Genomic DNA, 23476 nt, shown 5'->3' with positions numbered 1-23476 from the left:
GGGGGCAAGGGATGTTGCTTAATAAAATGTGTGGTCGTCGGCTGTCGGCAATTAGTTTGTGCCTGGCCGTAACATTCGCTCCACTGTTCAATGCGCAGGCCGATGAGCCTGAAATGATCCCTGGCGATAGCTCAGCGACCGTCAGTGAACAGCCAACAGCGTTATCACAGCCGCAGGCTCAATCTTCCGCGACGGCTATCATGGCAGGTATCCAACCGCTGCCCGAGGGCGTGTCAGTTGATAAAGCCCGCGCCGAATTACAATCTCAACTTCCAGCGGGCTTCACACCGGTTTATATGAGCCAACTGGAACTGCTGTATGCCGCACGCGAAATGAAACCGATGTGGGAAAATCGTGATGCGGTAAAAGCCTTTCAGCAACAGTTAGCTGAAGTGGCGATTGCCGGCTTTCAGCCGCAGTTCACCACCTGGGTTGCTCTACTGACTGACCCAGCAGTAACCGGTCAGGCGCGAGATATCTTGCTCTCAGATGCGATGATGGGGTATCTGCACTTTATTGCCAACATCCCCGTCAAAGGTAATCGCTGGCTCTATAGCGATAAGCCCTATGCGCTGACGACGCCGCCGATTTCCGTGATCAACCAATGGCAAGTCGCGCTGGATAACGGTCAACTGACTTCGTTTGTCGCCAGCCTGGCACCGCAACATCCGCAGTACGCAGCAATGCATGATTCGCTGCTCAAGCTGGTGGGCGATACGCGGCCCTGGCCGCAACTGACCAGTACCGCGACGCTGCGTCCGGGGGAGTGGAGTAAGGATATCCCTGCGCTGCGTGAAATTTTGCGCCGTACCGGGATGCTGGAGTCTGTTGTCAGTACGGCTGCCAAAGAAGGCCGTAGCGCTTACGATCGTGAACTTGTTGACGCAGTTAAGCGGTTTCAGACGTGGCAGGGGCTTGGGGCCGATGGCGCGATTGGCCCTGCCACGCGTGACTGGCTGAACGTGACGCCCGCTCAACGTGCGGGCGTGCTGGCGTTAAATATTCAGCGCTTGCGCCTGCTGCCGGGTACGCTGTCTACCGGTATTATGGTGAATATTCCTGCCTACTCGCTGGTGTATTATCAGAACGGCAATCAGGTGCTGGCCTCGCGCGTTATCGTCGGACGTCCCGATCGTAAAACGCCGATGATGAGCAGTGCGCTGAATAACGTGGTCGTTAACCCGCCGTGGAACGTGCCGCCGACGCTGGCCCGGAAGGATATTCTGCCTAAGGTTTGGAATGACCCGGGGTATCTTGAGCGTCACGGCTATACCGTAATGCGCGGCTGGAACAGCAAAGAGACGATAGATCCGTGGCAGGTTGACTGGGCCACCATCACCGCCTCCAATCTGCCGTTCCGCTTCCAGCAGGCTCCGGGAGCGCGTAACTCGCTCGGACGCTATAAATTCAATATGCCGAGTTCGGATGCTATTTATCTGCACGATACGCCGAACCACACTCTGTTCCAGAAGGATTCGCGGGCGTTAAGCTCCGGCTGCGTGCGCGTGAACAAGGCATCTGAGCTGGCGAATATGCTGCTACAGGATGCGGGGTGGAATGATACGCGCATCTCGGATGCCCTGAAGCAAGGGGATACAAGGTACGTGAATATTCGCCAGAATATCCCCGTCAACCTCTACTATCTGACCGCATTTGTTGGCCCGGATGGTCGCACGCAGTATCGTACAGATATTTACAATTACGATCAGACAGCGCGATCCAGTGCACAAATTGTGTCAAAAGCTGAACAATTAATCAGATAAATGAAGCAGTTCGAGGAAAATAATTGTCGTAAGTTATGCTGGAAACGGGGCGAAATGGCTGCAAGCCCCGTATTTCCTGGGGTTGGGAGCCTTGACGTGGACTACTTAGCCAGATAAGGTTTCCCGCGTGCGCTAGAGCATACATACGATAACATTGACCTTGTAGACCTTAAAACCATGGACAAATTTGACGCTAATCGCCGCAAACTGCTGGCGCTTGGTGGCATTGCCCTCGGCGCTGCCATCCTGCCTACGCCTGCGTTTGCTACACTCTCTACCCCACGTCCGCGTATTTTGACTCTGAATAACCTGCATACCGGTGAGTCAATAAAAGCAGAGTTTTTTGATGGCAGGGGCTATATTCAGGACGAATTAGCTAAACTTAATCACTTTTTCCGTGATTTTCGTGCGAATAAAGTGAAATCCATCGATCCGGGATTGTTCGATCAACTCTTCCGTCTGCAGGGCCTGCTGGGCACGCGTAAACCCGTACAGCTTATTTCTGGTTACCGCTCTATTGATACCAATAATGAATTACGTGCGCACAGCCGCGGTGTGGCAAAGAAAAGCTACCACACGAAAGGGCAGGCCATGGATTTCCATATTGAAGGCATCGCATTAAGTAATATTCGCAAAGCTGCGTTATCTATGCGCGCAGGTGGTGTAGGATACTACCCACGCAGTAACTTTGTGCATATTGACACCGGACCGGCGCGTCATTGGTGATCCATAAGCTTAATGAAACAGGAGCCGTATGAACTATCGTATTATTCCGGTCACTGCATTCGCCCAGAACTGCTCGTTAATCTGGTGTGAGCAAACCCGTCTGGCTGCGCTGGTCGATCCCGGCGGCGATGCTGAGAAAATCAAACAGGAAGTCGATGCCAGTGGCCTGACGCTAATGCAGATCCTGCTCACCCATGGTCATCTTGATCACGTAGGTGCGGCGGCTGAACTGGCACAGCATTATGGTGTACCGGTTATTGGTCCGGAAAAAGAAGATGAGTTCTGGTTACAAGGACTTCCTGCTCAGAGTCGCATGTTTGGCCTGGGCGATTGTGAGCCGCTGACGCCCGATCGCTGGTTGAATGAAGGCGACCGGGTAAGCGTGGGTAACGTGACGTTGCAGGTACTGCATTGCCCGGGCCACACGCCGGGACATGTGGTCTTCTTTGATGAACAATCAAAGCTACTGATTTCTGGTGACGTGATCTTCAAAGGCGGCGTAGGGCGCAGCGATTTTCCTCGCGGAGATCATAGTCAATTGATTGATTCGGTTAAACGTAAACTGTTGCCGTTGGGCGATGACGTGACGTTTATTCCGGGTCACGGCCCACTTTCGACGTTGGGCAACGAACGGCTACATAATCCGTTCCTGCAGGATGAAATGCCTGTCTGGTAACACCGCAGATAAATGAAAAAGGCCGCTATTGCGGCCTTTTTAGTACGCGATAGATTACAGTACTGCGACAATCGCTTCGCACAGCGGCGCCATGTTATCTGGCGTCATTCCTGCTACGTTCACACGTCCGGAAGCGACGGCATAGACACCAAACTCTTCACGCAGACGCAGAACCTGCTCTTTGGTCAGGCCGCTGAATGAGAACATGCCGTTCTGTTTGATGATAAAGCTGAAGTCGCGGTTCGCACCTTTCTCCTGCAGCGTATTCACAAACAGCAAACGCATGCGTTGGATGCGTTGACGCATATCAGTCAGTTCCTGTTCCCAGATAGCGCGCAGGGCATCGTTGCTCAGGATGGTTGCCACAACCGACGCGCCGTGTGCTGGTGGGTTGGAATAGTTGGCACGAATGACGGACTTCATCTGGCTAAACGCGCGGTCGACGGTTTCAGCATCGGCTGCAACCAGCGTACAGGCACCTACGCGCTCATTGTACAGACCAAAGTTCTTGGAGTAGGAACTGGCGACGATCAGCTCTTTGTGCAGCGCAGCGAATGCGCGCAGACCTTCTGCATCTTCTTCCAGACCGCGGGCAAAGCCCTGGTATGCGAAGTCAAACAGCGGCAACCAACCTTTTTCGACTGAAAGCTGAGCCAGCGTTTGCCACTGCTCCAGCGTAGGGTCGATACCGGTTGGGTTATGGCAGCAGCCGTGGAATAACACCACGTCGCCAGCCTGCGCTTCGCTGAGGCTTGCCAGCAGCGCATCAAAGTCTAATGAGTGGTTCGCGGCATCGTAATAGTTGTATTCACGAACTTCCAGACCGGCAGAGTTAAAGACGCTCTTATGGTTTGGCCAGCTTGGATTGCTCACCCATACGCGTTTAGCTGAGGTGTTTTTTGCCAGGAAATCAGTGGCCACACGCAGTGCGCCAGTGCCGCCAGGGGTCTGTGCTGTACGCGCACGTTTGTCGTTGATAAGCGAACTTTCTTTACCAAACAGTAATTCCTGAGTGCAGCGACCAAACTCTGGAATACCGTCGATGCCAAGGTAATTTTTGGTGGTTTCATTTTCCAGTATATATTGCTCGGCTTTTTTAACGCTGGTCAGTACCGGCGTTTTACCTGTCTCATCTTTATATACACCGATCCCAAGGTTTATTTTTCCTGGGCGGTCATCGGCACGAAACAAATCAGCCAGACCCAAAATGGGGTCGGCAGGAGCGGCAGTAATGTTCTCAAACATGACGAGGTTCCATAGTGATTACAGAAGGGAAGTCCGCTATCAGGTTAACGGTAGATTTACAAAATGCCAACCGTTACTGACGAAAAGCCGAGGTGTTTTTTTAAGACGCAAGAATCCGCTAGCAGAGATAAAAAAACAGGACCGAAGTCCTGTTTTTAAGGCATTTAACAAAGAGGTCTGCTATTAGAACTGGTAAACGATACCCACTGCAACGGTGTCGTCAGAGCCTACGCCCAGTTTGTTGTCAGAATCGATCTGGTTGATGATGTAATCAACATAGGTGGACATGTTTTTGTTGAAGTAGTAAGTCGCACCCACTTCGAAGTAGTTCACCAGATCTACGTCGCCGATTCCTTCGATGTCCTTACCTTTAGATTTGGTATAGGCGAGGGACGGACGCAGGCCGAAGTCGAACTGGTACTGAGCAACCAACAGGACGTCTTCAGTTTTGTTAGCATAACCGTTAGCGATACGGGTTGCGTTACGGGTTTCGCTGTAGTTCGCCGCCAGGTAGATGTTGTTAGCATCGTATTTCAAGCCGGTCGCCCACTGCTCAGCTTTGTCGCCGTGGCCGCGCAGAAGTGGGTTTTGCTGGGCATCGGTACGATCAGCCGCGCCATACGCACCTACGATACCAAAGCCTTCGAATTCGTAGCTAACAGAACCGCCAACGCCATCACCGTTAGAGCGACGAACGTCATCACGCTCGTTTTTGCCCAGGTACTGAACAGCGAAGTTCAGGCCTTCAACCAAACCGAAGAAGTTAGAGTTACGGTAAGTTGCGAGACCGCCGTTACGCTGAGAGAAGAACTGGTCGGAAGCAGCAGTGTCACCACCGAATTCTGGCAGCATATCGGTGTAACCCAGTGCATCGTAAACGACGCCGTAGTTACGACCGTAATCGAAGGAGCCTGCATCACCGAATTTCAGACCGGCAAACGCCAGACGGGTTTTGTTGCCATTCTGAGCATCATCACCGCCTTCAGAGTTATTGCCACTGAACTGGTATTCCCACTGGCCGTAACCGGTCAGTTGGTCGTTAATCTGAGTTTCCCCTTTGAAACCAAGACGGGCGTAAGTCTGATCGCCATTAGGTGCGTAGGCATTGTCACCGTTGTGCTTGGAAAAATAGTGCAGACCTACTGCTTTACCGTACAGGTCTACTTTGTTGCCATCTTTGTTATAGATTTCTGCAGCGTTAGCTGCCCCGGCTACCAGCAGAGCAGGGATAACCACTGCCAGAATATTGCGCTTCATCATTATTTATTACCCTCATCGGTTTTTATATGACACCTGCCACTGCCGCCAATAATTTCCGTCAATAAAAATTTACGGAACTATTGATGAGAGTTTGGTGTCTTTATGTGTCTGACAGGCATCTTTCCATTCAAACTATCGTTTCGCTACCGTCAAAGTGCTACAAATATAAAGATTTGGTTTCAAAAAGAAAATGTGTGTAACAAAATGTTATTTTTGTGCAACTTTGTGAACAACTTCAAATTTCAGATGTCCGTGCGCTAAAAATCACCACTTCTATTTCTATTTATATGATTTTCTTATATTTAATTTAGATAAACTCCTTTTTTCTCTGTTCTGCCATAAAGTTCATGGTTTACAGATGGCTATTTCTGGACGTCTGGAATGCCGTGCAAGTGGTCAGAAAATGTACTATTTAATCGGAAAATGCTAATCCACAATAAAAATACTGATTATTTTTTGTTCAAATATGTTGCGGTGAAATATTACGTAACAGGAAGGGGGAAGGCGAAGGGTTGTGTTAAACGCGGGAGGGGGATCCCAAAACGTGAAGCGGTGACAAAAAAAGCCAGCAATGCTGGCTTTTGTATCAAAAATGCAGGGTTAGAACGTAGCGTTGCGCGGGGTACGCGGGAACGGAATAACGTCACGGACGTTCTGCACGCCGGTAACGTAAGCGATCAAACGCTCAAAGCCCAAACCGAAGCCGGAATGTGGAACGGTACCGTAGCGACGCAGGTCGCGATACCACCAGTAATCTTCTTTGTTCAGACCCATTTCCAGCATACGGGCATCCAGGACGTCCAGACGCTCTTCACGCTGAGAACCACCGATGATTTCACCGATTCCTGGAGCCAGGACGTCCATTGCTGCAACGGTTTTACCGTCTTCGTTAAGGCGCATATAAAACGCTTTGATATCTTTCGGGTAGTTTTTAACGACGACCGGCGCTTTAAAGTGCTCTTCAGCAAGGTAACGTTCGTGCTCAGAAGACAGATCCACACCCCAGTAAACCGGGTTTTCGAACTGTTTGCCGCATTTTTCCAGAATGCTTACCGCGTCGGTGTAATCCACCTGCGCGAAGTCAGCCTCAATGAAACGTTCCAGGCGTGAAATCGCGTCTTTGTCGACACGTTCGGCGAAGAATTTCATATCATCCGCACGCTCAACCAGTACGGCTTTGAACGCGTACTTCAGCATCGCTTCAGCCAGGCCTGCAACATCGTTCAGGTCGGCGAAAGCCACTTCCGGTTCCAGCATCCAGAACTCTGCCAGGTGACGACTGGTATTAGAGTTTTCTGCACGGAACGTCGGGCCAAAGGTATAAATTTTGGACAGAGCACAGGCGTAGGTTTCGCCGTTCAGCTGACCGGAAACGGTCAGGAAAGCTTCTTTACCAAAGAAGTCTTTGTCGAAATCGACTTTGCCCTGATCGTTACGCGGCAGGTTTTCCAGATCCAGCGTAGACACGCGGAACATTTCACCGGCACCTTCCGTATCGGAAGCGGTGATCAGCGGAGTCGATACCCAAAAGAAACCCTGCTCGTGGAAGAAGCGATGCAGCGCTTGCGCCAGCGTATGACGTACACGCGCGACGGCACCAATCATGTTGGTACGTGGGCGCATGTGCGCCACTTCACGCAGATACTCAATGCTGTGACGCTTAGCCGCCATTGGATAGGTATCAGGATCTTCAACCCAGCCGGCTACTTCAACCTCAGTGGCCTGAATTTCAAAGCTCTGTCCTTGTCCAGGAGATGCAACGACTTTACCCGTTACGATAACTGAACAACCCGTCGTCAGGCGCAGTACGTCCTGATTGTAATTGGGCAGAGAATTATTGATGACGGCCTGTACAGGATCAAAGCAGGAACCGTCATAAACGGCGAGGAAGGAGATGCCAGCTTTTGAATCTCGGCGGGTACGCACCCATCCGCGCACGGTGACTTCGCTGTCAACGGCTACGCGGCCCTGGAGTACGTCGGCTACAGGCACAACGCTCATAATATTCTCTCTGTTAATAGTCGGATATATAAACACATGTCCACCCGTAATGGGGGGATACCTATGTTACCTGGCATCTGCAATCAGACAAGCAGAATTCGTAGCTGGAGTGAAAGATTTCGGAAATTAGCGTGAAAAGGGAGCCAAACTGGCTCCCTGGAAGGTTTAACTGGCTTTTTTAATATGCGGCAAATCGAAGGCTTTGCGTAGTGCGCGCACGAACGCTTTATCGTGGCAGATGGTTTTACCCGGGCTATCAGATAACTTCGCCACAGGTTTGCCGTTACATTCCACCAGCTTGATCACAATATTGAGCGGCTTAACATGGGGAATATCACAGGTTAAACGTGTGCCAATACCAAAACTCAACTGCACACGAGAAGAGAAGTGACGGTAGAGCTCAATCGCTTTTTTCAAATCGAGGTTATCTGAAAACACCAGCGTTTTGCTCAGCGGATCAATGCCCAGTTTTTCATAATGGGCGATGGCTTTTTCACCCCATTCCACCGGGTCGCCTGAGTCATGGCGTAAACCCTGATAGCGGGTCGCAAACTCGACGCCAAAGTCGCGTAAAAACGCATCCATGGTGATGCAATCGGTCAGCGCAATGCCGAGTTGGTCAGGATATTCATTTAACCAGGCGGCCAGGGCAACGCGCTGGCTGGTGGCAAGCTCAGGGCTGATTTGCTGATGAGCCTGGAACCACTCATGCGCCTGCGTGCCCATTGGGGTTAATGACAGGCGGCGGGCCAGATCGTAGTTACTGGTGCCGACAAACCAGGGCTCTCGCTGCAGGCGTTTAACAATAGCCTGCTGTACTTCACGTGAAAAACGACGACGCGTACCGAAATCCATCAGATGGAAGCGGGACATATCGACATCTTTCGTTAAAGCAGAGAATTCTACTAGTTTGCTTTCCAGCTCATTGAGTGCCTGCGGGACGCCTGATTCGGGCGAACGGTAACGGTGTACCATCTCGCTGATAACCGCTAGCAGCGGGACTTCCCACATGATCACTTCACGCCACGGCCCGGTTAAGCGGATGTTCAGCTTACCGTTATCATTGGTGACGCAAACCTGTTCCGGGTTATAGCGGAAATCACGTAACCAGGTGAGGTAATCAGCTTTAAAGAAAGGCAGGCCGGAGAGCCACTGGTACTCGTCCTCCTGCAGTCGCAGGTGTTGCATAGCATTCACCTGCTCACGAATAGAATCGGCATAAATACCGAGCAGGTCATCGCCACGGCAACGAAATTCAGCCGCTACTTGTACATCATAGTAGTGGTGAAAAACGGCTTGCTGCATATGCAACTTATAAGCGTCTGTATCCAGCAGCGAGTGCAGAACAGGAGAAGCGAATTGTGTCATAGGTGCGCAGTAGCATCCTCTCACGGGAGCGTTTAGTACAATAAACAACTAAGAAAACCGCTGGAGTATACCTTGTTTAGCGATTTATTGAACCCCGATCACACCATAAGCTGTCTTTCTGGTCGAGGGCAATTCGTGCCGCGTGTTATAAAAATGTAGCAAAAAGGGTGTTTGTGCCTGAAAAGATGAACATTCTGCGTAGCGCGATTTACGCAACAGGAATAGACTGAAGCCGAGACTCTACCAAAGATGCTAAAGGTTTTTTATGACACAACAGCCACAAGCCAAATACCGTCACGACTATCGTGCGCCGGATTACCAGATTACTGATATTGACTTGACCTTTGACCTGGATGCTGAAAAAACCGTGGTCACCGCCGTGAGCCAGGCTGTCCGTCATGGCGCGTCCGATGCGCCCCTGCGCCTGAATGGTGAAGATCTGACCCTGGTGTCGATCCACGTGAACGACGAGCCGTGGGCAGAGTATAAAGAAGAAGAGGGCGCTCTGGTCATCAGTCAACTGCCGGAACGTTTTACGCTGCGTATCGTGAATGAAATTAGCCCGGCGGCCAATACCGCGCTGGAAGGACTGTACAAGTCCGGCGATGCGCTGTGCACCCAGTGTGAAGCGGAAGGGTTCCGCCATATTACCTGGTATCTCGACAGGCCGGATGTCCTGGCGCGTTTTACCACCAAAATTATCGCCGATAAAACCCAATATCCGTTCCTGCTCTCCAACGGTAACCGTGTGGCGCAGGGGGAACTGGAAAATGGTCGTCACTGGGTACAGTGGCAGGATCCGTTCCCGAAACCGTGTTATCTGTTTGCGCTGGTAGCTGGTGATTTCGACGTCCTGCGCGACACCTTTACCACTCGTTCCGGGCGTGAAGTGGCGCTGGAACTGTACGTCGATCGCGGCAACCTGGACCGCGCGCCGTGGGCGATGACCTCGCTGAAAAACTCCATGAAATGGGATGAAGAGCGCTTTGGCCTCGAATATGACCTCGACATTTATATGATTGTCGCGGTCGATTTCTTCAACATGGGGGCGATGGAGAATAAAGGTCTGAACATCTTTAACTCCAAATATGTGCTGGCACGTACCGATACCGCCACCGACAAAGACTACCTCGATATTGAGCGCGTCATCGGTCACGAATATTTCCACAACTGGACCGGCAACCGCGTGACCTGTCGCGACTGGTTCCAGTTGAGCCTGAAAGAGGGGCTAACCGTGTTCCGCGATCAGGAGTTCAGTTCCGATCTCGGCTCACGCGCGGTAAACCGGATCAGCAATGTGCGCACCATGCGCGGCCTGCAGTTTGCCGAAGATGCCAGCCCAATGGCGCATCCTATCCGTCCGGATATGGTCATTGAAATGAACAACTTCTATACCCTGACCGTGTACGAAAAGGGCGCTGAAGTTATTCGTATGATCCACACCCTGCTCGGTGAGGCTAACTTCCAGAAAGGGATGCAGTTGTACTTTGAGCGTCATGACGGCAGCGCTGCAACCTGTGATGATTTCGTGCAGGCGATGGAAGATGCGTCCAACGTCGATCTATCGCATTTCCGCCGCTGGTACAGTCAGTCCGGTACGCCGATTCTGACCGTGCGTGATGACTACAATCCATCCACTGAGCAGTACACGCTGACTATCAGCCAGCGCACGCCGGCCACGCCGGATCAGGCCGAAAAACAGCCGCTGCATATTCCTTTCGCCCTCGAGTTGTATGACAACCAAGGGAAAGTGATCCCGCTGCAAAAAGGCGGGCACCCGGTGAATTCCGTACTCAATGTCACCCAGGCTGAGCAGACGTTTGTCTTTGATAATGTCTACTTCCAGCCGGTTCCGGCACTGCTGTGCGAATTTTCCGCACCGGTAAAACTGGAATACAAATGGAGCGATCAGCAGCTGACTTTCTTGATGCGTCATGCGCGTAACGATTTCTCTCGTTGGGACGCGGCGCAAAGCTTGCTGGCGACCTATATTAAGCTCAACGTAGCCCGCCATCAGCAGGGACAGCCGCTGTCGCTGCCGGTACACGTGGCCGATGCATTCCGGGCGATTTTGCTGGATGAGAAAATCGATCCGGCACTGGCGGCAGAGATTCTAACGCTGCCTTCGGTGAATGAAATTGCTGAACTGTTCGACATCATCGATCCGGTGGCGATAACGGAAGTACGTGAAGCGTTAACTCGCACGCTGGCGGCCGAACTGGCGGATGAATTCCTCGCCATCTATAACGCTAATCATCTTGATGAGTACCGCGTTGAGCATGCCGATATTGGCAAGCGTACGCTACGTAATGCCTGCCTGCGTTTCCTGGCCTTTGGCGAAACCCATCTGGCCGACACGCTGGTCAGCAAGCAGTACCGTGAAGCAAACAATATGACCGATGCGCTGGCGGCGCTGTCCGCGGCAGTCGCGGCGCAACTGCCTTGCCGCGACACGCTAATGCAGGAGTATGACGATAAGTGGCATCATGACGGTCTGGTGATGGACAAATGGTTTATCCTGCAATCCACCAGCCCGGCCAGAAACGTGCTGGAAACGGTACGTGGCTTACTGAAGCACCGTTCCTTCAGTATGAGTAACCCGAACCGAATCCGATCTCTGATTGGCGCCTTTGCGGGCAGCAACCCGGCGGCATTCCATGCGGAAGATGGCAGCGGCTATCAGTTCTTGGTCGACATGCTGACTGAACTCAATAGCCGTAACCCGCAGGTGGCGTCACGTCTGATTGAGCCGCTGATTCGCTTAAAACGGTATGATGCAAAACGTCAGACGCAGATGCGCGCGGCGCTGGAACAGCTGAAAGGTCTGGAGAATCTCTCCGGCGATCTGTTCGAGAAGGTAACCAAAGCGTTAGCCTGAAACGTTGACCTGTCGTTTTGTAAGCCGGAATAGGCGGTAACGCCGCCATCCGGCAAAAGGCCCGGTGGCGCTTGCGCTTACTGGGCCTGATTTTTCTGAATGCTTATCCATGCCGGCGGATCGGCTGTTCCGTTTCGCTACGCTGCATTACCCGGTTCAACACTTCTGCTTCCAGCTCTGCCAGACGCACCGAACCAATCCGGCGTGGTCGCGCAATATCCACCGTTAAATCCAGTCCGATTTTTCCATCTTCAATAAGCAACACGCGATCGGCCATTGCCACCGCTTCACTGACGTCATGGGTGACCAGCAGTACGGTAAAGCCGTGCTCTTGCCATAAAGAGACAATCAGCTCCTGCATTTCAAGCCGGGTTAAGGCATCCAGCGCACCGAGCGGTTCATCCAGCAACAGCAGACCGGGACGATGAATTAATGCCCGCGCCAGGGCCACGCGCTGTTTTTGTCCACCGGACAGGGCAGCAGGCCATTCCTGAGCACGATTCTCCAGCCCAACTGCGGCCAGCGCGTCCCGGGCCGCATCGCGCCAGTGACCTTTCAGACCCAGACCCACATTATCGATAACCGTCTTCCAGGGTAGCAGACGCGCATCCTGAAACATCATTCGCGTATCCTCCTGAATTTCTGCCAGCGGGGTGGTTCCGGCAAGTAATGCACCTGAGGTGGGAGACTCCAGCCCAGCCAGCAGACGCAGTAGCGTGCTTTTTCCTCCTCCGCTGCGGCCAACCACGGCAACAAACTGTCCGGCCTGAATGTGCAAATCTAACTGATTGAGCACCGTATTGGCGGCGTATTGTTTCGTCACGGCACTCAGTAAAAGCGGCGTGCCTTGGTTCAGGCGAGCGGTATTCATACGGAAGCCTCCTTTACATGGTAAGCCGGGTTCCAGCGCAGCCAGATCCGCTCCAGCCATTGGGCGCTGACGTCGGCAAGTTTGCCGAGCAGGGCGTAGAGAATAATGGCCACCACGACCACATCGGTTTGCAGAAATTCGCGGGCGTTCATTGCCAGGTAACCAATGCCGGCATTGGCTGAAATGGTTTCCGCGACAATAAGCGTTAACCACATCAGCCCGAGAGCAAAACGCACGCCAACCATAATCGAGGGCAGGGCGCCGGGGAGGATCACATGAATAAATAGTGAAAAACCAGACAGCCCATAGCTGCGAGCCATCTCTACCAGACCGCGATCGATATTGCGGATCCCATGCCAAGTGTTGATGTAAATCGGAAAAAGCGTGCCCAGCGCGACGAGAAAGATCTTGGCGGATTCATCAATGCCGAACCACAAAATCACCAGTGGGATCAGCGCCAGATGCGGCACGTTACGCAGCATCTGCACCGAAGTATCCAGCAGGCGTTCTCCCCACCGCGAAAGACCGCTAATCAGTCCCAGCGTCAGGCCAATCGATCCGCCAATGGAGAAGCCTACCAGCGCGCGCCAGGAGCTGATCGCCAGATGCTGCCAAAGCTCGCCGCTGGCGGAAAGCGTCCAGAAGGCTTCGACAACGCCCTCCGGAGAGGGCAGGATGCGGGTGGACAACCAGCCCATTGATGATGCGAGCTGCCAGAGCGCGACCAACCCAACCGGTAAAAACCAGGGCGCGAGGCGCAGTAACCACCTGTTTTTCGGCGTTGCCATCAGCAGGCTCCTTAGCTTTGCGCGATTTTGCGTGGGATAAATTCGTTTGCCACCGCTTCACCTTGTTGATGCTGGCGCTGCGGCTGCGGAATTTCTGGTATAGCGACATCCAGATGTGGGAACAGCAGCTCGCCAACCTTGTATGCCTCTTCCAGATGTGGATACCCGGACAACACAAAACTGTCGATTCCCAGTGCGGCATACTCGTTGATACGCGCCGCGACCGTCGGACCATCTCCGACCAGCGCGGTACCCGCGCCACCGCGCACCAGTCCTACTCCTGCCCACAGGTTCGGGCTGATTTCCAGTTTGTCGCGTTTACCGTTGTGCAGTGCAGCCATTCGCTGCTGACCAACCGAATCCGTTCTTGAGAAGGCGGCCTGGGCTTTGGCAATGGTGTCGTCATCCAGATGGGCTATCAGACGATCCGCTGCCTGCCACGCCTCTTGCGTTGTCTCCCGGACGATCACATGCAGACGAATACCAAAGCGGATCTTGCGCCCGAGCGCCGCCGCTTTGGTCCGCACCTGTTCAATCTTCTCTTTCACCTGTTCAGGCGGCTCGCCCCAGGTCAGATAGAGATCAACCTGCTCGGCAGCAAGATCTTGTGCAACATCAGACGAACCGCCGAAATAAAGCGGTGGCCGGGGTTGTTGTACAGGAGGGAAAAACAGTTTCGCCCCGCGGACATGAATGTGTTTGCCGTTGAAATCCACGGTTTCACCTTGCAGCAAACGCCGCCAGACCTGAGTGAATTCAGCAGAGGCTTCATAGCGCTCGGTGTGATCAAGGAACACGCCGTCACCCGCCAGCTCTTGTGGATCGCTGCCGGTTACCAGGTTGAATAACGCCCGGCCGTTAGAGAGTCTGTCGAGCGTCGCGGCCTGGCGGGCGGCGACCGTCGGCGAGGTTACGCTTGGACGTAGCGCGACCAGAAACTTTAATCGCTGGGTGACCGGGATCATCGACGCGGCGACCAGCCAGGCATCTTCACAGGAGCGACCGGTTGGGATCAGAACGCCAGTAAATCCCAGACGATCGGCTGTTTGCGCAATTTGTTGCAAATAACCGTGATCGACCGGGCGCGAACCTTCTTCCGTCCCCAGATAATGACCGTCACCGTGGGTGGGTAAAAACCAGAACATGTTCAGACTCATAATTTTTCTCCTGCCTGCTGAGTGGGTTGCCAGATACGCTGGCGAATATCGATTTTTTTCGGCACCAGACGGTTGTCATAAAACAGATCGGCGGTTTGTTGTTGTAGGGCGGCAACCGAGGCGCTGACGGGCGTAATGGTGGTTGGCGGACGGTGATCCAGATAAGACGCAATTACCGGCTCGGGCAGGCCCATGGTTTTAGCCAGTAGAGTAATGCTTTGCTGGCGTTGGCTGAGAGTTAACGCATCCGCCTGGCTAAAGGTATCCAGCACGCCAAGAACAAAAGCGCTATTTTTTTCGGCATAAGGACGTGCAGCGAGATAAAACGAACCGGTCTGCTTGAGGTCTGAGCCGTCTTTCAGCACGCGCACATCACCTTGCAGTAATGCGGCCGAATAGTAGGGATCCCAGATAGCCCACGCATCGACGTTTCCTTGCTGGAAGGCCGCTCGCGCATCGGCGGGGGGCAGGTAAGTCGGTTGAATATCGGTAAATTTCAACCCTGCCTGTTGCAGCGCCCGGAGCAGTAAATTGTGGGCGCTGGAACCTTTCTGGAAGGCGACTTTATGCCCTTTGAGCTGCGCAACGCTCTGGATCGGGCTATTTTTCGGCACCAGAATCACTTCGGCTTTCGGTTTGGGTGGTTCGACGCCCACATAAACCAGATCGGCTCCGGCGGCCTGGGCGAAAATTGGCGGAATGTCACCGGTACTGCCGAGATCGATACTGCCGATATTGAGTGCTTCCAGCATTTGTGGTCCAGCCGGGAACTCAATCCACGAGATTTTGGTCTGTGGGTAGCGTTTCTCCAGTAGCTGATGACTTTTTGCCAGCACCATGCTGACGCTTCCTTTCTGATACCCAATGCGCAGGGCATCCGGAGCCGATTCTGCGGCATGCACCAAGGATGACAGTGACAGCAGCCCGGTTAATGCCAGCCATGGGGTGTGACGCTTGAGCAGATTAAGCATGGGCGGCACCTCGCAGGGCGTTCAGTTGCGGGAGTTGGAGATCGCGACGATGCAACGCCAGCCAGAAAGTGTCGAGCGCACTGTCCAGGCGCTGCTGCAGGTTGGGCGTAAACTGCGGTTTATGCTGATAGTCGATGACCTGTGAATCATCGGCAAACACGCCGTGCAGGATCTCCTGAGCCTTTAACGCGCTCAGCACCGGTTTCAGCGCGTAATCGACGGCCAGTAAATGCGCCACGCTGCCGCCGGTCGCCAGCGGCAAAACCACTTTTCCTTCCAGCGCCCGCTCGGGGAGCAGATCGAGCAGCGTTTTCAGTGCGCCAGAGTAAGCGGCTTTGTAGACCGGCGTTGCGACAATCAGCCCGTCAGCATCCTGTAGTTGTTCGATAAATGTCTTCAGCGCCGGACTGTCAAAACGGGCATAGATCAGGTCTTCCGGGGCAAAGTTGTGCAGGTTCCAGTGAAAGACTTCGACATCCTGGCCGTTCAATTTTTCTCGGGCATATTCCAGTAACGCGCTGGAGCGAGAGGGAAAGCGTGGGCTTCCCGCCAGAGTGATGACGCGCATAATTTTATTCTCCCCTTATAACCAACTGTTTGCTTTTGATTAACATTGATAACAATTTGTGCAGTCTGGCAGAGAGACTTTGTTTATCGAAATGATTTATACGGGATAGAAAAGTTGAAAAATGAATAAAAAGGAGGAAGCAGGAAAACGATTGCTATTTATTGCCGCAGGTCAATTCCCTTTTTGCTCGCGATCGCACATAATACGCCCCCGGTTTGCACACCGGGAATCCAGGAGAGTTCATGTACTACCCCTTCGTTCGTAAAGCCCTTTTCCAGCTCGATCCAGAGCGCGCTCATGAATTGACATTCCAGCAATTACGTCGCATTACCGGCACGCCGCTCGAAGCGCTTGTCCGCCAGAAAGTACCCGCAAAACCGGTTACCTGTATGGGGCTGACGTTTAAAAATCCACTCGGGCTTGCTGCCGGACTGGATAAAGACGGGGAGTGCATTGATGCGCTCGGCGCGATGGGATTTGGTTCCATTGAGATTGGTACCGTGACGCCGCGTCCTCAGCCGGGTAATGATAAACCACGTCTGTTTCGTCTGGTCGATGCAGAAGGTTTGATCAACCGCATGGGGTTTAATAACCTGGGGGTTGATAACCTGGTTGAGAACGTTAAAAAATCGCATTTTGACGGTATTCTGGGGATTAATATTGGTAAGAATAAAGATACTCCGGTAGAGAACGGCAAAGATGACTATCTGATTTGTATGGAAAAAGTCTATGCTTATGCTGGTTATATCGCGATTAATATCTCTTCACCGAATACGCCGGGATTACGTACGCTGCAATATGGTGAGGCGCTGGATGATCTTCTGACGGCAATTAAAAATAAGCAAAATGATCTGCAAGCGATCCACCATAAATATGTTCCAGTGGCGGTTAAGATCGCACCGGATCTTTCTGTGGAAGAACTGATCCAGGTTGCTGACAGTTTAGTTCGTCATAATATTGATGGCGTAATTGCGACTAACACCACTCTCGATCGTTCTCTCGTTCAGGGAATGAAAAATTGCGATCAAATGGGTGGCCTGAGCGGTCGACCGTTACAATTAAAAAGTACAGAAATTATTCGCCAGTTGTCTCAGGAATTAAAAGGTCAGCTGCCGATTATTGGGGTTGGTGGTATCGACTCAGTAATCGCGGCGCGTGAGAAAATAGCTGCTGGTGCTTCCCTGGTACAGATTTATTCGGGCTTTATTTTTAAAGGCCCACCGTTGATTAAAGAAATCGTCACCAATATCTGAATGCTACCTTAATCACAATCCAGGGCTTTATTTCTGGCCCTGGTTGTTTTATATTCCTTTACTGTTGCTTATTTAAACATTCTGAGCTTTTATTATTAAGGCAATAAACGAAGCGGCAAAAGGATACTGTCGTAATGGTGATGATTAAGGAAAGGAGAGAAACTGATGCGAATTAAACCCGACGATAACTGGCGCTGGTATTATGATGAAGAGCACGATCGTATGATGCTCGATTTAGCCAATGGCATGTTATTCCGTTCGCGTTTTGCTCGTAAAATGCTCACTCCGGATGCATTTTCTCCGTCGGGTTTTTGTGTTGATGACGCCGCGCTTTATTTTTCCTTTGAAGAAAAATGTCGCTACCTGGATTTAGCCAAAGAGCAAAAGGCGGAACTGGTGCTTAATGCGCTGGTGGCGATTCGTTACCTTAAACCGCAAATGCCAAAAAGCTGGCACTTTGTCGCACACGGTATTAACTGGTCGCCAGTCGTGGGGGATGCTGCTTGTGTGGATTTAAGCGATACGGATGAACAGGTAAACCTGTTAGTGGTTGAACCGGGTGAAAATGCCGCGCTTTGTCTGCTTGCACAACCTGGTGTGGTTATTGCCGGGCGCACAATGCAACTTGGCGACGCGATTAAAATAATGAATGACCGACTGAAACCGCAGGTTATTGCCGACAGTTTCAGCCTTGAGCAGGCGGTTTAACTCTCCAGCCTGATTGTCGTTTTGGGAACGCAACTGCAGCACAGAATCGTCCCGTCATCCCCAATCGCTGATTTTTTCAGCGGACTAACTTCGCCTTCCAACAGTCGAATTCGACAGCATCCGCAAATTCCTGCCCGGCATGAATAGGGCACCCTGATACCCTGGTTTTCCAGCTGTTCAAGCAATACCTGCTGATTATTTCCGCGAAAGGTCTGTCCCTGCCAGTCAATAAGTACCGTGGCATCGGGTTGTTGTTCCAGTGCGGTATCATCTGGCTCCGCCGCACCGTAAGCTCTGGCGGGACCGGTTGCCAAAATCTCTACCTCATCGCCGACGCGAATAACGCCACTGTTGCGTGCGATAAGATTCTGGCCGAAATCGACGTCGCCGTTGTCCACCGCTGTCCGGAAGGTTTGCAGCGTGGCGAGCGGCTCGCCAGACGGATGTTTCTGGCCTTTTTCTGGACTAACGGTAGTGAAAATGCAGCGGCTACAGGGTTTTGCCACATCAAAAATGACGTCGCCAATTCGAATCACTTTCCAGGTGTCTTCTGCCCAGGCATCAGCCCCCGCAACCACCAGATTGGGGCGAAACTGTTCCATTTTGACGCTTGCCGGACAGCGCTGTTGCACATCGCGCAGAGATGCTTCGTTGGCCAGCAGGTAGGGATAACCATCGGCGAAGGACAACGGAACATCAGCGTGGCGCTTCACCCGGCGTGTTAGTTGCGGACCCACCCAGCGCAACTGCACGTCACGGGAGAAAAAGCCGCTCAGCCACAGGTTGATAGCCGCTGGCGCAATACGCGCGGTAAAATGGTTTCCCCACACTTCAGTCGGCGCATCCTGGGTGGCGAAGTCTGCGAATCGCACGAGCGCGCTGCTGCCGTCTGGAGCTGTAAGATGAAGTCCATCGTGGAAAGGGGAAGGGGTAAAGCGGACCATTTGCGGGAACTGTCGGGCGGTAATGAACGTCCCGTCGGGTTCGGTAATCATAAATATACGATCCAGGGCGAGACCGCTCACGTCTGCCAGGGCGTGCGTGAGTCCAATTCCACGCATTGATTTAACCGGATGAATAAAAAGTCGGGTCAACGTTACCACTGCACAGCCCCTTGAACGAAAATAAGCCTTCAACTTTATGACATACAGCCCATATTAGCTATAATGCGCAGCAATTTTCTAGGAGTAAAAGTGACATTATGAATTCTCTGTTTGCCAGTACGGCCCGTGGGCTGGAAGAGCTGTTAAAAACTGAACTGGAAAACCTCGGCGCGCTGGAGTGTCAGGTCGTTCAGGGTGGGGTCCATTTTAAGGGCGACACGCGGCTTGTTTACCAGAGCCTGATGTGGAGCCGCCTGGCCTCGCGCATTATCCTGCCGATGGGAGAGTGCAAGGTCTACAGCGATCTTGATCTGTACCTCGGCGTTCAGGCAATCGACTGGACAGAGATATTTAATCCTGGTGCTACGTTTGCCGTCCATTTTAGCGGCCTGAACGAGACCATTCGTAACAGCCAGTACGGCGCGTTGAAGGTCAAGGATGCGATTGTCGATGCCTTTACCCGCAAAAATCTGCCGCGTCCGAATGTGGATCGTGAATCTCCGGATCTGCGAATCAATGTCTGGTTGAACAAAGATACCGCCAGCATTGCGCTCGATCTGAGCGGTGACGGTTTGCATCAGCGCGGTTATCGCGATCGCGCGGGTCAGGCGCCGATTAAAGAGACGCTGGCCGCCGCTATTGTTATGCGTTCTGGCTGGCAGCCGGGCACACCGTTACTCGATCCGATGTGCGGCTCCGGCACGCTACTGATTGAAGCGGCGATGTGGGCAACCGATCGCGCGCCGGGCCTGCACCGCGGGTACTGGGGCTTTAGCGGTTGGGCACAGCACGATGAAGCCGTCTGGCAAGAGGTTAAAGCCGAAGCTCAGGTGCGTGCGCGTAAGGGGCTTGCTGACTATACTTCGCACTTCTATGGCTCCGACAACGATGCGCGCGTGATTGAAAAAGCGCGTAGTAACGCCCGTCGCGCAGGTATTGCCGACCTGATGACATTTGACGTTAAAGATGTCGCCAAACTGAGTAATCCACTGCCGAAGGGACCGTATGGTACGGTGATCAGTAACCCGCCCTACGGCGAACGTCTGGATAGCGAACCGGCGCTGATTGCCCTGCATAGCTTGCTGGGCCGTACGATGAAAAACCAGTTTGGCGGCTGGAATTTGTCGCTGTTCAGCGCCTCTCCGGATTTGCTCAGCAGCCTGCAATTGCGTGCTGATAAGCAGTTCAAAGCGAAAAACGGTCCGCTGGATTGCGTACAGAAAAACTATCACGTTGCAGAGACCACTGCGGACAGCAAGCCAGCCACGGTCGCGGAAGATTATGCCAACCGCCTGCGCAAGAATATCAAGAAGCTGGAAAAATGGGCGCGTCAGGAAGGAATTGAATGCTATCGCCTGTATGATGCTGACCTGCCGGAATACAACGTTGCAGTGGATCGTTACGGTGAGTGGGTCGTGGTTCAGGAATACGCTCCGCCGAAGACGGTCGATGCGCAAAAAGCACGTCAACGTCTGTTCGATATCATTGCCGCAACGCTGTCGGTCCTGGAAATCGCGCCAAATAAACTGGTGCTGAAAACCCGTGAGCGCCAGAAAGGGAAGAACCAGTATCAGAAGATGAATGAGAAGGGTGAATTCATTGAGGTAAGCGAGTACAACGCGCGCCTGTGGGTCAACCTGACAGACTATCTTGATACCGGTTTGTTCCTCGATCACCGTATTGCGCGCCGCATGCTGGGCCAGATGAGTAAAGGTAAGGATTTCCTTAACCTGTTCTCCTACACCGGCAGTGCCAGCGTTCATGCCGGACTGGGCGGTGCGCGTAGCACCACGACGGTTGATATGTCGCGTACCTACCTGGAGTGGGCTGAGCGTAACCTGCGGCTGAACGGCCTGAGTGGTCGCGCTCACCGTTTAATTCAAGCCGATTGCCTGGGCTGGCTGCGCGATGCCAATGAACAGTTTGATCTGATTTTCATCGATCCGCCGACGTTCTCTAACTCAAAACGTATGGAAGACTCTTTTGATGTACAGCGCGATCATCTGGCGCTGATGAAAGATCTGAAACGTCTGCTGCGTAAAGACGGTACGATCATGTTCTCCAACAACAAGCGTGGGTTCCGTATGGATCTCGACGGTCTGGCTGAACTGGGATTAAAAGCACAAGAAATCACCCAAAAAACGCTTTCCCAGGATTTTGCCCGTAACCGGCAGATCCACAATTGCTGGCTGATTACCGCAGCCTGAAAGGATAAATAAATGTCATTGATCAGTATGCATGGTGCATGGCTGTCGTTCAGCGATGCGCCGCTTCTTGATAATGCAGAACTGCATATCGAAGATAACGAACGCGTCTGTCTGGTTGGCCGTAATGGCGCAGGTAAGTCGACGCTGATGAAGATCCTCAACCGTGAACAGGGTCTTGACGACGGGCGTATTATTTATGAGCAGGACCTGGTTGTGGCGCGTCTGCAGCAGGATCCGCCGCGTAATGTTGAGGGCAGCGTCTATGACTTCGTTGCTGAAGGTATTGAGGAACAGGCTGAATATCTGAAGCGTTATCACGATATTTCGCGCCTGGTGATGACCGATCCCAGCGACAGAAACCTGAATGAAATGGCGCGGGTTCAGGAAATGCTCGATCACCATAATCTGTGGCAGCTCGAAAGCCGCATTAATGAAGTGCTGGCGCAACTGGGACTGGATCCTAACGCCGCGCTTTCTTCGCTTTCGGGCGGCTGGCTGCGTAAGGCGGCGCTGGGCCGCGCGTTAGTGAGCAACCCGCGCGTACTGCTGCTGGATGAACCAACTAACCACCTGGATATTGAAACTATCGACTGGCTGGAAGGGTTCCTGAAATCCTTCAATGGGACAATTATTTTCATTTCCCACGACCGTTCATTTATTCGCAATATGGCGACGCGTATTGTCGATCTCGACCGCGGCAAGCTGGTGACCTATCCGGGGAACTACGATCAGTATCTGCTGGATAAGGAAGAAGCGCTGCGGGTGGAAGATCTCCAAAACGCGGAATTTGATCGCAAGCTGGCGCAGGAAGAAGTCTGGATCCGTCAGGGCATCAAAGCGCGTCGTACCCGTAATGAAGGCCGCGTGCGGGCGCTGAAAGCCATGCGTCGCGAGCGTGGCGAACGTCGCGAAGTGATGGGCACGGCGAAGATGCAGGTCGAAGAGGCGAGCCGTTCTGGCAAGATTGTCTTCGAAATGGAGAATGTTGATTACCAGGTTGATGGAAAGCAACTGGTAAAAGATTTCTCCGCGCAGGTGCAACGTAGCGACAAGATTGCGCTAATTGGACCTAACGGCTGCGGTAAAACAACGCTGCTGAAGCTGATGTTAGGTCAGCTTCAGGCTGATAGCGGACGCATTCACGTCGGCACGAAGCTGGAAGTGGCGTATTTCGATCAGCACCGCGCCGAACTGGATCCGGATAAAACCGTGATGGACAACCTTGCTGAGGGTAAGCAAGAGGTGCTGGTTAACGGTAAACCTCGCCATGTGCTGGGCTACCTCCAGGATTTCCTGTTCCATCCGAAACGGGCGATGACGCCAGTACGTGCGCTCTCTGGTGGGGAACGCAATCGCCTACTGCTGGCGCGTCTTTTTCTCAAACCCAGTAATCTTTTGATTCTCGATGAACCAACGAACGATCTGGACGTCGAAACGCTGGAACTGCTTGAAGAGCTGATTGATAGCTACCAGGGCACCGTGCTGCTGGTGAGCCACGACCGTCAGTTTGTGGATAATACCGTAACCGAATGCTGGATCTTCGAAGGCGGCGGTAAAATTGGTCGTTATGTCGGCGGTTATCATGATGCCCGCAGCCAGCAATCGCAGTATGTGGCGTTTAAACAGCCAGTTGCGAAAAAAACAGAGGAAACCGTTGCTCCTAAAGCAGAAATTGTCAAACGCAGCACGAGCAAACTAAGCTATAAACTGCAGCGCGAACTGGAGCTGCTCCCCGCGCTGCTTGAAGAACTGGAAGCTAAACTGGAAGCATTACAAGCTCAGGTAGCTGACGCCGCTTTTTTCAGTCAGCCGCATGAGCAAACGCAACAGGTATTAGCTAATCTGAACGAAGCTGAACAAGAACTTGAGCAAGCCTTTGAGCGCTGGGAGTATCTTGAGTCTTTGAAGAACGGCGCATAATTTAAAGGAGCAC

The 23476-nt window shown here is 52.6% G+C and carries 18 protein-coding genes; 8 read left to right on the top strand and 10 right to left on the bottom strand.

Annotated features, from left to right (window positions below; genetic code table 11):
- Window positions 1-11: 11 nt before the first annotated feature.
- The 3 genes from ldtD (at window position 12) to HV237_RS15500 (ending at window position 3165) form a co-directional block, all read left to right on the top strand.
- Window positions 12-1763: a L,D-transpeptidase gene (gene ldtD / locus HV237_RS15510; RefSeq protein WP_047359379.1), complete on the top strand. Its 1752-nt coding sequence runs from the start codon at window positions 12-14 to the stop codon at window positions 1761-1763.
- A gap of 177 nt (window positions 1764-1940) precedes the next feature.
- On the top strand, window positions 1941-2489 hold the full coding sequence (locus tag HV237_RS15505; protein ID WP_016152461.1) for a YcbK family protein: 549 nt from the start codon (window positions 1941-1943) through the stop codon (window positions 2487-2489).
- A gap of 28 nt (window positions 2490-2517) precedes the next feature.
- The gene (locus HV237_RS15500) at window positions 2518-3165 is read left to right on the top strand and encodes an MBL fold metallo-hydrolase (RefSeq protein ID WP_047359378.1); all 648 of its coding nucleotides are present in this window, start codon (window positions 2518-2520) and stop codon (window positions 3163-3165) included.
- 54 nt (window positions 3166-3219) lie between these two features.
- On the opposite strand, the gene aspC is transcribed toward HV237_RS15500, so the two are convergent.
- From aspC to pncB, 4 genes are all read right to left on the bottom strand, one after another.
- Entirely contained in the window at window positions 3220-4410 is a 1191-nt protein-coding gene (gene aspC / locus HV237_RS15495) for an aspartate transaminase (RefSeq protein ID WP_047359377.1), read from the bottom strand.
- Between the two features lie 183 nt (window positions 4411-4593).
- Entirely contained in the window at window positions 4594-5670 is a 1077-nt protein-coding gene (gene ompF, locus HV237_RS15490) for a porin OmpF (RefSeq protein WP_016156126.1), read from the bottom strand.
- Window positions 5671-6270: 600 nt separating this feature from the next.
- Window positions 6271-7671, bottom strand: a complete 1401-nt coding sequence (gene asnS, locus HV237_RS15485; RefSeq protein WP_047359375.1) for an asparagine--tRNA ligase — start codon at window positions 7669-7671, stop codon at window positions 6271-6273.
- Between the two features lie 165 nt (window positions 7672-7836).
- A complete protein-coding gene (pncB, locus tag HV237_RS15480; RefSeq protein ID WP_047359374.1) occupies window positions 7837-9039 on the bottom strand; it encodes a nicotinate phosphoribosyltransferase in 1203 nt (400 codons plus the stop codon).
- A gap of 265 nt (window positions 9040-9304) precedes the next feature.
- Here pncB and pepN point away from each other — a divergent pair, with 265 nt between their 5' ends.
- A complete protein-coding gene (gene pepN, locus HV237_RS15475; RefSeq protein WP_019076406.1) occupies window positions 9305-11917 on the top strand; it encodes an aminopeptidase N in 2613 nt (870 codons plus the stop codon).
- Window positions 11918-12020: 103 nt separating this feature from the next.
- Here pepN and ssuB read toward each other — a convergent pair whose 3' ends face one another.
- From ssuB to ssuE, 5 genes are read right to left on the bottom strand one after another with little or no spacing between them, the layout of a single operon-like run.
- The gene (gene ssuB / locus HV237_RS15470) at window positions 12021-12788 is read right to left on the bottom strand and encodes an aliphatic sulfonates ABC transporter ATP-binding protein (protein WP_016152467.1); all 768 of its coding nucleotides are present in this window, start codon (window positions 12786-12788) and stop codon (window positions 12021-12023) included.
- Window positions 12785-13576 (bottom strand): aliphatic sulfonate ABC transporter permease SsuC, encoded by a 792-nt coding sequence (gene ssuC / locus HV237_RS15465; protein WP_016152468.1) that lies wholly within the window; start codon window positions 13574-13576, stop codon window positions 12785-12787. The genes ssuB and ssuC overlap by 4 nt, the downstream gene beginning before the upstream one ends.
- 11 nt (window positions 13577-13587) lie before the next feature.
- Complete coding sequence (gene ssuD / locus HV237_RS15460) at window positions 13588-14733, bottom strand: FMNH2-dependent alkanesulfonate monooxygenase (protein WP_047359373.1); 1146 nt, start codon at window positions 14731-14733, stop codon at window positions 13588-13590.
- A complete protein-coding gene (locus HV237_RS15455; protein ID WP_047359372.1) occupies window positions 14730-15704 on the bottom strand; it encodes a sulfonate ABC transporter substrate-binding protein in 975 nt (324 codons plus the stop codon). The genes ssuD and HV237_RS15455 overlap by 4 nt, the downstream gene beginning before the upstream one ends.
- Complete coding sequence (ssuE, locus tag HV237_RS15450; protein WP_016152471.1) at window positions 15697-16272, bottom strand: NADPH-dependent FMN reductase; 576 nt, start codon at window positions 16270-16272, stop codon at window positions 15697-15699. Before ssuE ends, HV237_RS15455 begins: the two co-directional genes overlap by 8 nt.
- Before the next feature lie 242 nt (window positions 16273-16514).
- On the opposite strand from ssuE, the gene pyrD reads away from it, so the two are divergent.
- Window positions 16515-17525, top strand: a complete 1011-nt coding sequence (pyrD, locus tag HV237_RS15445; protein ID WP_016152472.1) for a quinone-dependent dihydroorotate dehydrogenase — start codon at window positions 16515-16517, stop codon at window positions 17523-17525.
- Window positions 17526-17690: 165 nt separating this feature from the next.
- Window positions 17691-18233 carry a cell division protein ZapC gene (gene zapC / locus HV237_RS15440; protein WP_016152473.1) on the top strand — a complete coding sequence of 181 codons (543 nt, stop codon included), beginning with the start codon at window positions 17691-17693 and terminating at the stop codon, window positions 18231-18233.
- Here zapC and HV237_RS15435 read toward each other — a convergent pair.
- The gene (locus HV237_RS15435) at window positions 18230-19336 is read right to left on the bottom strand and encodes a YcbX family protein (RefSeq protein WP_047359371.1); all 1107 of its coding nucleotides are present in this window, start codon (window positions 19334-19336) and stop codon (window positions 18230-18232) included. The two genes, zapC and HV237_RS15435, sit on opposite strands and share 4 nt — an antisense overlap.
- Window positions 19337-19434: 98 nt before the next feature.
- Between HV237_RS15435 and rlmKL the strand changes: the two genes are divergently transcribed.
- On the top strand, window positions 19435-21543 hold the full coding sequence (rlmKL, locus tag HV237_RS15430; protein ID WP_047359370.1) for a bifunctional 23S rRNA (guanine(2069)-N(7))-methyltransferase RlmK/23S rRNA (guanine(2445)-N(2))-methyltransferase RlmL: 2109 nt from the start codon (window positions 19435-19437) through the stop codon (window positions 21541-21543).
- Window positions 21544-21555: 12 nt separating this feature from the next.
- The gene (locus tag HV237_RS15425; protein WP_016152476.1) at window positions 21556-23463 is read left to right on the top strand and encodes an ABC transporter ATP-binding protein; all 1908 of its coding nucleotides are present in this window, start codon (window positions 21556-21558) and stop codon (window positions 23461-23463) included.
- The last annotated feature ends 13 nt before the right edge of the window (window positions 23464-23476 follow it).

The sequence above is a fragment of the Citrobacter sp. RHBSTW-00570 genome (assembly GCF_013739755.1).
In the GTDB taxonomy this organism is placed as follows: domain Bacteria; phylum Pseudomonadota; class Gammaproteobacteria; order Enterobacterales; family Enterobacteriaceae; genus Citrobacter; species Citrobacter braakii.
Note: the sequence above shows the minus strand (reverse complement) of the source record. Positions and strands in the feature narration are given on the sequence as shown.

Excerpts from the sequence above, each read along its gene's own strand:
- ldtD (WP_047359379.1), top strand. The coding sequence starts at position 12 with ATGTTGCTTAATAAAATGTGTGGTCGTCGGCTGTCGGCAATTAGTTTG.
- HV237_RS15505 (WP_016152461.1), top strand. The coding sequence starts at position 1,941 with ATGGACAAATTTGACGCTAATCGCCGCAAACTGCTGGCGCTTGGTGGC.
- HV237_RS15500 (WP_047359378.1), top strand. The coding sequence starts at position 2,518 with ATGAACTATCGTATTATTCCGGTCACTGCATTCGCCCAGAACTGCTCG.
- aspC (WP_047359377.1), bottom strand. The coding sequence starts at position 4,410 with ATGTTTGAGAACATTACTGCCGCTCCTGCCGACCCCATTTTGGGTCTG.
- ompF (WP_016156126.1), bottom strand. The coding sequence starts at position 5,670 with ATGATGAAGCGCAATATTCTGGCAGTGGTTATCCCTGCTCTGCTGGTA.
- asnS (WP_047359375.1), bottom strand. The coding sequence starts at position 7,671 with ATGAGCGTTGTGCCTGTAGCCGACGTACTCCAGGGCCGCGTAGCCGTT.
- pncB (WP_047359374.1), bottom strand. The coding sequence starts at position 9,039 with ATGACACAATTCGCTTCTCCTGTTCTGCACTCGCTGCTGGATACAGAC.
- pepN (WP_019076406.1), top strand. The coding sequence starts at position 9,305 with ATGACACAACAGCCACAAGCCAAATACCGTCACGACTATCGTGCGCCG.
- ssuB (WP_016152467.1), bottom strand. The coding sequence starts at position 12,788 with ATGAATACCGCTCGCCTGAACCAAGGCACGCCGCTTTTACTGAGTGCC.
- ssuC (WP_016152468.1), bottom strand. The coding sequence starts at position 13,576 with ATGGCAACGCCGAAAAACAGGTGGTTACTGCGCCTCGCGCCCTGGTTT.
- ssuD (WP_047359373.1), bottom strand. The coding sequence starts at position 14,733 with ATGAGTCTGAACATGTTCTGGTTTTTACCCACCCACGGTGACGGTCAT.
- HV237_RS15455 (WP_047359372.1), bottom strand. The coding sequence starts at position 15,704 with ATGCTTAATCTGCTCAAGCGTCACACCCCATGGCTGGCATTAACCGGG.
- ssuE (WP_016152471.1), bottom strand. The coding sequence starts at position 16,272 with ATGCGCGTCATCACTCTGGCGGGAAGCCCACGCTTTCCCTCTCGCTCC.
- pyrD (WP_016152472.1), top strand. The coding sequence starts at position 16,515 with ATGTACTACCCCTTCGTTCGTAAAGCCCTTTTCCAGCTCGATCCAGAG.
- zapC (WP_016152473.1), top strand. The coding sequence starts at position 17,691 with ATGCGAATTAAACCCGACGATAACTGGCGCTGGTATTATGATGAAGAG.
- rlmKL (WP_047359370.1), top strand. The coding sequence starts at position 19,435 with ATGAATTCTCTGTTTGCCAGTACGGCCCGTGGGCTGGAAGAGCTGTTA.
- HV237_RS15425 (WP_016152476.1), top strand. The coding sequence starts at position 21,556 with ATGTCATTGATCAGTATGCATGGTGCATGGCTGTCGTTCAGCGATGCG.